Genomic DNA, 7,965 nt, shown 5'->3' on the forward strand with positions numbered 1-7,965 from the left:
GGCGGGCATGCGCTGGCGCGACCTGCAGGACCACCTGGACCCGCATGACCTGGCGGTGCGCACCATGCAGAGCTATGCGAACTTCACCGTGGGCGGATCGGTGTCGGTCAATGTGCATGGGCGCTACGTGGGGCATGGCCCCATCGGTGCATCGGTGCGGGCGCTGCAGATCGTGTTGGCCAGCGGCGAAGTGCGCGAAGCCAGCCGCCAGCAGCACACTGACCTGTTTCGCGCGGCCCTGGGCGGCTACGGCGGGCTGGGCGTGATCACCGAGGTGGAACTGGACCTGGACCCCAACTCCGCCATGGAGCGCAGCGTGGCCCAGGTGGCGCTGGACGACTACCCCGGCTTCTTTGCCGCCAAGGTGCGCGCCAACAGCCGGGCCGTGATGCACAACGCCGACCTGCTGCCCCCGCACTTTGACCGCGCCACCGCTGTGACCTGGGCCACCACCGACAAGCCCGTGACGGTGCCCGAACGCCTGGTGCCCCGCGGCCAGCGGTATGACCTGGACAAAACCGTGATCTGGGCCCTGACCGAACTGCCTGGTGGCGACCTGCTACAGCACAAGGTGGTGCGCCCGGCGCTGCTGCGCGGCCAGCCGGTGGTGTGGCGCAACCGCGAGGCCAGCCTGGACGCAGCCGCGCTGGAGCCCGCCAGCCGCGCGCAGACCACCTATGTACTCCAGGAATACTTTGTGCCGGTGTCCCGGTTCGCTGCCTTCACACGGGGCCTGGCCCGTATCCTGCAGCAGCATGGGGCGCAGGTGCTCAATATCTCGGTGCGCCATGCACCGCCCGACCCCGATGCCGTGATGGCCTGGGCGCGCGAGGAGGTGTTTTCGTGGGTGCTTTACTACAAACAAGGCACCAGCGCCGAGGCGTGCGCGGGCGTGGGCCAGTGGACGCGTGCGCTGATCGACCTGGCGCTGGAGCATGGCGGCACCTACTACCTGCCTTACCAGCGCCATGCCACACAGGCGCAGTTTGCGGAAGCCTACCCGCAGGCCGACCGGTTTCGTGCCACCAAAGCCGTGTGGGACCCGCAGGGGCGCATGCGCAACATGCTCTGGGCGCAGTATCTCTAGGGATGTCCTGCATAACTCCCTGCGGTCGGTGATAGCGCGGCCTCGGGCAGTCTGCTGCGTTGCTTTTCTTGCCAATAGCCGGGCTATTGGCTGCAAAAAGACGCCTTGCGGCCTGTCCCGATCCGCACTACCACCGACTCGCGAGGGTTATGCAGGACATCCCTAGGGATGGTTCAGGCCAGCGCCACCCGGTTGCGTCCTTCGGCCTTGGCACGGTAGAGCGCGGCGTCGGCTGCCAGCAGGAGCGTGTCCATGTCGGCGTTGCCGCCCATGGTGGCGCTGTGCACCAGGCCAATGCTGACGGTGGCGCGCCGGGTCGGCCCCTGGTCGCCGGGGGCGGTGGCAAAAGGCTGCTGCTCCACTGCGCTGCGCAGGCGCTCTGCAATGGCGTGGGCTTCGGCAGGCGACACCTCGGGCAGCACTGCCGCAAATTCCTCGCCACCCATGCGGCCCAGCAGGTCTTGCGGGCGCAGCGTGCGCGCCATGGCCTGGGCAATGCCGATGAGCAGCTGGTCACCCGCACCGTGCCCGTGCTGGTCGTTCACCTGCTTGAAGTGGTCCACGTCCAGCATCAGCACGGCGGCCCCGGCGGATTCGCGCTGGTGGCTGGCCAGCAGGCGTGCGCCTTGCTTGAGCAGTGCACGGCGCGCCAGCACGCCGGTGAGGTCGTCGTGGCGCACAGCGTGGTCCAGGCGGCGCAGTGCCTCGGCGCGTGCGGCGCTGGCGCAGGCCACGGCCAGCGGCCCCAGTGCCAGCAGTGTGACCCCCACGCGCAGCGAGAACACATCGCCCGCATGGGCCGGCGTGAAGTTGAGCACGCCCGTGGCCACACCCGCCATGGTCCACAGGCACACCACCAGTGACAGCAGGCTGGCGGTGAAGGCGCTGTAGCTGAGCGCACACCACAGCAGCCCCGGCACCACAAAGGCCAGCATGCCCGGCCCGCCTATCACCGTGCGCACGCCCTCGGCCAGCAGCAGCGAGCTGATGGGCGCCACGCGCCAGAACAGCGACACGCCTTGCAGGCTGCCCTGTGTGGCCTGTGGCGGGTCGTCGGCACGGGGGGCGGCCAGCACCACGGGCACGATGAGCATGTAGTTCATCAGCTCAGTGCTGAACCACAGCGAGAGCAGGTCTGTCCAGGGCGCGTTGAAGTACACCGGCGCGGCGCCGCAGCCTGCCAGCGCGCCCACGGTGCTTGCCACCAGGGCTGCCAGCAGCAGGTACAGCGCCGACACCGTGCGCTGCAGGCGCCGGATGCGTTCGTCCAGCCTGCGCAGCACCAGCCAGCCTGCCGTGGCCCCCAACAGGTTGGCGGCATTGAGCCACAGGGCCATGCCCCAGGCGCTGCCGGTGGCCAGGTCGGCCGCCACATAGCCCACCGCCGCCGCCACCCATGCCGGTGGCCGGGCCAGGTGGGGGTAGCGCACCAGCAGGCCCAGCAGCAGCGCATTGGCAGGCCAGAACGCCGACAGGAACCCGATGGGCCGCGCAAAGATGCCCACCAGACACGCACCAAAAATCAGCAGACCCAGGGCCAGCCAGGCCAGCGCGGGTGCGATCGGCCTGGAGGGAGCAAGGGTGCGGAACATGGTGGGTGGGCAGGGCGGCAGGCGGTGGTGGATTGTCTCCGCAGCCAGTGGGCGGGCCGTGGGGTGGCACTGTATGTTGCAACATTTGTTGACAATCGCCAGCAGCCCGAAGGCCTTGCCCTGTGGTTTTGTCGCGTGGTTTTGGCGTATTTTTGGTCGTTTGCGCGCGTTGGTACTGGTTTTATTGCTATCAAAAATGATGGAAGTCTGGCGCGCGACCCGCCACATCGCATGCACGGCGGCGCCAGCGGCTGGTTCTGCAGCGCGGCTGCAGCCGGGTTCAGGCGCTGCGCTCTTGCGCCACCACAACCCGGTTGCGGCCTGCGCGTTTGGCGTCGTACAGCGCCTGGTCGGCCGCGCCCCCAGCCAGTCCGCCCAGTGGCCGCCGCCGCAGGTCACGCAGGCCAGGCCGAAGCTCATGGTGATTGGTATCCTCTCGCCCCGTTCTGACAGATCGATATGCGCCACTGCGGAGCACAGGCGCTGGGCTACGGCGGTGGCCACCAGGGCGGTCTTGTAGAGCAGGAGGACGGTGGGGAGGTCAAGCAGCAGGAGGAGGAGACCCATGGCGCTGGGAGGGTCGGTCGGTGGGGGGCTGGCGGCCCATGTTCGGCAGTATGGTGGCCGAATGTGGTGACAGATGCAGCGGCCTCAGAACCTGTGCCAGCGCTTCTTCCATTGCCGCTGGACCACACGTGCCATACGCCAGGCCCAGGTGGCACGGGCGCGTGCCAGCACGGCGTGCTTGGCGCGCATCCCCTGCGCATAGGCCCAGGCGAACCAGCGCAGCTGCATCAGCGCGGGCTGGGTGAGGGTGAATAGCCGCGCCACCACCGCCGTGCCGACTACCTTGGCCAGCACGATCACCAGCATGCTTAGGGCGTGTCATCACCCAATACCCCCACGCGAAAGCCATCCAGGCCGTGCAGTGCTAGGCGCCCTGAGTGCCGTGTAGCTTGGCTACACAAGCGAAGGGCAACGACGCAATGCGCGGTCTGGATGGCTTTCCCTCCGGGCTGGCTTCGCAATGCGGCGTCTGCTTTGTCGGGCGGCTTGCCAATAGCCCGCTATTGGCTGCGCCACCCTTCGCGCATCCATCTGCATTGCGCGGCCAGCGCGTGGGGGTATTGGGTGATGACACGCCCTAACACCACATGCCCGCGCCCGATGGCCCACAGCGCCAGCAGCTTGACAGGCAGTAGCAGCGCGGTGGGCAGCACAAACAGCGCCACAGCCGCCCAGGGCGGCAGGCTGCGCACCCAGCCCTCGATCCAGCGCAGACCCGGCCAGCGGCCGATGCGCGCCAGCAGGTGCTGCAGCGGCACCCAGCCCCATTCTTCGAACAGGATGAAGAGTGCCAGCACACCGCTGGCCAGGCCCGCCGCCACGCGACCGGGCCAGCGCAGCAGGGAGTGCAGTATTTTTGGAATGATTTTGGCCTTCTGCGCCTGTTGAGCTTGCCTTTTAAGCTATCAAATATATAGCTATTGAATGGCGGTCCACGCCCTCACACACCGCGCGCCCGGTTTGCCTTGAACTGCGCGCGGAACTGGGCAAAGGTGCCTGCCTCCAGCGATTCGCGCACCTCGCGCATCAGGTTCAGGTAGTAATGCAGGTTGTGCACGGTGGTGAGCATGGGGCCCAGCATTTCGCCGCAGCGGTCCAGGTGGTGCAGGTAGGCACGTGAGAAGCCTTCGCGCCCGCCATCGTCCCACGACACGCCCGAGCTGCCCGCGCAGGCGTAGCAGGTGCAACTGGTGTCCATGGGCTTGTGGTCGGCCTTGTGGCGTGCGTTGCGGATTTTCAGGTCGCCAAAGCGCGTGAACATCGTGCCATTGCGTGCGTTGCGGGTGGGCATCACGCAGTCGAACATGTCCACGCCGTCGGCCACGCCCTGCACCAGGTCCTCGGGCGTGCCCACGCCCATCAGGTAGCGCGGCTTGTGGGCGGGCAGGCGGTGCGGCGTGTGGGCCATGATGTCCAGCATCTCGTCCTTGGGCTCGCCCACGCTCACGCCGCCCACGGCGTAGCCGGGGAAGTCCATCTCGACCAGGCGCTCCAGCGATTCCTGGCGCAGGTTCTTGAACATGCCGCCCTGCACGATGCCGAAGAGCGCGTTGGGGTTCTGCAGCCGCTCGAATTCATCGCGCGAGCGCTTGGCCCAGCGCAGGCTCATTTCCATGCTCTTGCGTGCCTCGGCCTCAGTGGTCTTGTGGCCCTTGGTTTCGTAGGGTGTGCACTCGTCGAGCTGCATCACGATGTCGGAGTTGAGCGTGGTCTGGATCTGCATGCTCACCTCGGGCGACATGAAGAGCTTGTCGCCGTTGACGGGGCTGGCAAAGGTCACGCCCTCTTCGGTGATCTTGCGCATGGCGCCCAGGCTCCAGACCTGAAAGCCGCCCGAATCGGTAAGGATGGGCTTGTCCCATTTTTCAAAGCCGTGCAGGCCGCCAAAGCTCTGCATCACGTCCAGCCCGGGGCGCATCCACAGGTGGAAGGTGTTGCCCAGGATGATCTGCGCGCCCATGTCGTGCAGGCTGCGCGGCATCACGCCCTTGACGGTGCCATAGGTGCCCACGGGCATGAAGATGGGGGTTTGCACCACGCCATGGTTGAGCGTGAGCTGGCCACGGCGTGCGTGGCTGGAGGGGTCGGTTTTGAGGAGGTCGAACTGCAGCATGATGGGCGGCATTGTCCCAGACGGGCAACCCTGACCTTGCTCAAGGTTATGGACGGGTTTTCGACGAGGCCGTGGCTACACTGGACCCACGTACTACAAGGAGAACACCATGCTCAAAATCCTCATCGCCGTGGACGGCTCCGAACTCTCTCTGGACGGCGTGCACCATGCGCTTACCCTGGTGCGCCAGGGCTTGCAGGCCAGCGTGGTTCTGGCCCATGTGCAGGAGCCCGCCACGCTGTACGAACTGGTGACCACGCGTGACCCCGACCTGATCGCCGCCGCCAGCCTGGAGGCGGGCGAGCACCTCATGGCCCCGGCGCGCGCGCTGCTGGAGGCTGCGGGCATCTCCTACGAGACCGATGTGGGGGTGGGCGATGTGGCCCACACCTTGGTGGACATGATCGAACGCTCGGGCTGCGACATGGTCGTCATTGGCGCCAAGGGCCAGGGCGCGCTCAGCAGTGCGCTGCTGGGTTCGGTGTCGCAGGAGGTGGCACACGCCAGCCCGGTGCCCGTGACCATCGTCAAGCACGCCGAGGTGCTGGAGAGCGTGGACAGCGACGCGGCCGAGGATGCCGACGCCTGAGCCCGGGCAGCGCCCAATGACAAGGGCCGCTGTGCGCGGCCCTTGAGCGGAGAGAAGAGGGATGCAGTGTGTTGTCAGGCCGCCTTGCGAAACGGCTCCGAAGGCCGCTGCAGCTTGCCATGGGGCAGGGTGGCCAGGCGCGAGAACATGCGGCGCACATAGCCGCGCACCCACAGGCATTTGTTGAGTTCGTCCACGGGAAGCGGGCCCGACACCACCACGATGTCGTTGGCCATGTCCTGCGCCCCGGCGGCGCGCAGGCGGCGGCGCGTGTTGTTGGCCCAGGACTGGATGCGCGTAGGGCTGCCATGCTGGTGTACCTCGCCTGTGTGCGCGTCGAACGCAATGGCCACAGTGTCGGTCTTGAGCTTGAAGCGGCGTTCACCCGTGACGGCGCTGGGCGCCTCGCGCATGTCATACAGGTAGTAGCTGCCTGCCTTGAGCTGGTATTGCATGTCCATGGGTGTGTTCCTCTCTGGGCGCATTTTCGAGGGTGCACGCACAAGGTAATGGCTGGTATTGAGGCTAAAAAGCCGCGCTTATCGGGGGTGTGGTGGCTGTGCCATGCCGGTGTCAGTGCGCGTGCCATTGTGGCGGCGTGTCGGAGTCATTCTGCAAAACTTGAGGACGATGTCGTAACGATTTGTGAATGCTCCCGTCCGGCCTAGGTTGGCCGTTGGCCTGTGCTTCTTCCAAGGCTTGTGCAACAGGCGCAGCACTCGCTGCGGGCAGGCAATTACTGAGCCGCAGCGAGTGCTGCGTTCCCTTCCCGAATTGCGTAGCAATGTGAGAGAAAGGGTGAAGGCGCGCAGCGCCTCAGGGGGCTGCTAAAAATCCACCAAGCTCAGCCCGACGCTGAACACCGTGCGCTTGCGGTTGAAGTCGATCATGCTGTCACCATAGCCGCTGAACAGCGCGGTGTGCAGGCGCAGGTTGCTTTTGCCGCCCCACAGGCCGCTGCCCAGGGTCTGCATCCACTCCAGCCGCACCGACCCACGGTCATTGCGCGCCAGGGTGTGGCGCACGGTGGCGCCCACGGTGTTGTCCTTGTTGGCGTTCCAGAACACCGCCAGCTCGCCCCGGCCGACGTAGTCGCTGATGCCGGGGTTGTCGTCGCTGTCGGCACTTTCAGACAGACGTTTCCAGACCTTGGCGTTCACGCTCCAGCGGCTATCGAGCTCCATGCCGGTCATCAGGTAGACGCGGTTCCAGCTGCGCGACAGGGGGTTGCTCTGGCCGTTGGACTGGTGCACCAGTCCGATACCGCTGTAGCGCCACTTCCAGCCCAGCGGCAGCTGCGCCGTGGTGGGATAGACATACATGACCTCGGGCTCGTGGTCGGTGGTGCGGAAGGGGCGCGAGATCTGGGGCGTGAACAACTGCCAGTAGGACTGCTGGGTGTAGCCAAACCACACCGAATCCTTGAGCGTGGGATGGCCCTGCGTGAGAAGGCCCTGGGCAATTTTGGTCCGCACCGACAGCTGGATGCGGTTTTCGGTGCGGCGGTAGGGCGTGGAGGTGGTGGCCGAATGGCCGGGTGCGTCCGAGGTGGGCTGGCGGTTCACGTTGCTGCCAGCGATCACCGATACCGTGATCGGCCGGTAGCCCCGGAAGCTGAAGGTGCCGCAGTCGCTGCCCGACTCCAGCTCCCAGAAGCGGGAGAAGTCGCTGTACTGCGGGTCGCGACAGCCTTCGGTGCGGGCCACCTCGATGATGCGTGTGGCGGGCAGCGTGGTGTCTACCGGGGAGGGTGCGGCGGCTGCGGTGATATCTGTGTCAGCCGCCGATGCGCCTGGGGCTTTCCAGGTCTGTTCGGCCGCCCATTGGTCAAAACAGGCCAGGCGCGCCTGTTTGTCGTCCGACAGCGCGGTGCAGCGGCGCCAGGCGTTGTCGGCGCCGGAGGCTGCGGGCGTCGCCTGCGCCCATGCGGCGTCTGCGGGGGCCAGGGCCGCCAGCACCAGTGCTGCCGTGCGGCACAAGGGGCCGAGGCTGGTTGCCGCCGTGAGCTGGGTGGGCA

8 protein-coding genes are annotated in these 7,965 nt (G+C 66.7%); 2 read left to right on the forward strand and 6 right to left on the reverse strand.

All coding sequences use genetic code 11. The annotated features are described in order from the left end of the window. Nucleotides 1-1,087 (forward strand): FAD-binding oxidoreductase (locus tag DBR12_RS03620; protein ID WP_108615999.1); only part of this gene is annotated, 1,087 nt, incomplete at its 5' end. Between the two features lie 173 nt (nucleotides 1,088-1,260). On the opposite strand, the gene DBR12_RS03625 is transcribed toward DBR12_RS03620, so the two are convergent. The 4 genes from DBR12_RS03625 to tgt form a co-directional block, all read right to left on the reverse strand. Next, entirely contained in the window at nucleotides 1,261-2,679 is a 1,419-nt protein-coding gene (locus tag DBR12_RS03625) for a diguanylate cyclase (RefSeq protein WP_108616000.1), read from the reverse strand. A 651-nt stretch (nucleotides 2,680-3,330) separates the two neighbouring features. Then, nucleotides 3,331-3,552: a hypothetical protein gene (locus DBR12_RS03635; RefSeq protein ID WP_233244284.1), complete on the reverse strand. Its 222-nt coding sequence runs from the start codon at nucleotides 3,550-3,552 to the stop codon at nucleotides 3,331-3,333. 194 nt (nucleotides 3,553-3,746) lie between these two features. Next, nucleotides 3,747-4,067 (reverse strand): hypothetical protein, encoded by a 321-nt coding sequence (locus tag DBR12_RS03640; protein ID WP_108616002.1) that lies wholly within the window; start codon nucleotides 4,065-4,067, stop codon nucleotides 3,747-3,749. A 119-nt stretch (nucleotides 4,068-4,186) separates the two neighbouring features. Continuing rightward, complete coding sequence (gene tgt, locus DBR12_RS03645; RefSeq protein WP_108616006.1) at nucleotides 4,187-5,359, reverse strand: tRNA guanosine(34) transglycosylase Tgt; 1,173 nt, start codon at nucleotides 5,357-5,359, stop codon at nucleotides 4,187-4,189. A 109-nt stretch (nucleotides 5,360-5,468) separates the two neighbouring features. Here tgt and DBR12_RS03650 point away from each other — a divergent pair, with 109 nt between their 5' ends. Then, entirely contained in the window at nucleotides 5,469-5,948 is a 480-nt protein-coding gene (locus tag DBR12_RS03650; RefSeq protein ID WP_108616003.1) for a universal stress protein, read from the forward strand. 74 nt (nucleotides 5,949-6,022) lie between these two features. Here the strand turns inward: DBR12_RS03650 and DBR12_RS03655 are convergent, their stop codons facing one another. Continuing rightward, entirely contained in the window at nucleotides 6,023-6,409 is a 387-nt protein-coding gene (locus DBR12_RS03655; RefSeq protein ID WP_108616004.1) for a hypothetical protein, read from the reverse strand. A 366-nt stretch (nucleotides 6,410-6,775) separates the two neighbouring features. Further along, the gene (locus tag DBR12_RS03660) at nucleotides 6,776-7,927 is read right to left on the reverse strand and encodes a phospholipase A (RefSeq protein ID WP_108616005.1); all 1,152 of its coding nucleotides are present in this window, start codon (nucleotides 7,925-7,927) and stop codon (nucleotides 6,776-6,778) included. Nucleotides 7,928-7,965: the final 38 nt, after the last annotated feature.

This window comes from Acidovorax sp. HMWF029 (assembly GCF_003060895.1).
Classification (GTDB): domain Bacteria; phylum Pseudomonadota; class Gammaproteobacteria; order Burkholderiales; family Burkholderiaceae_C; genus Acidovorax.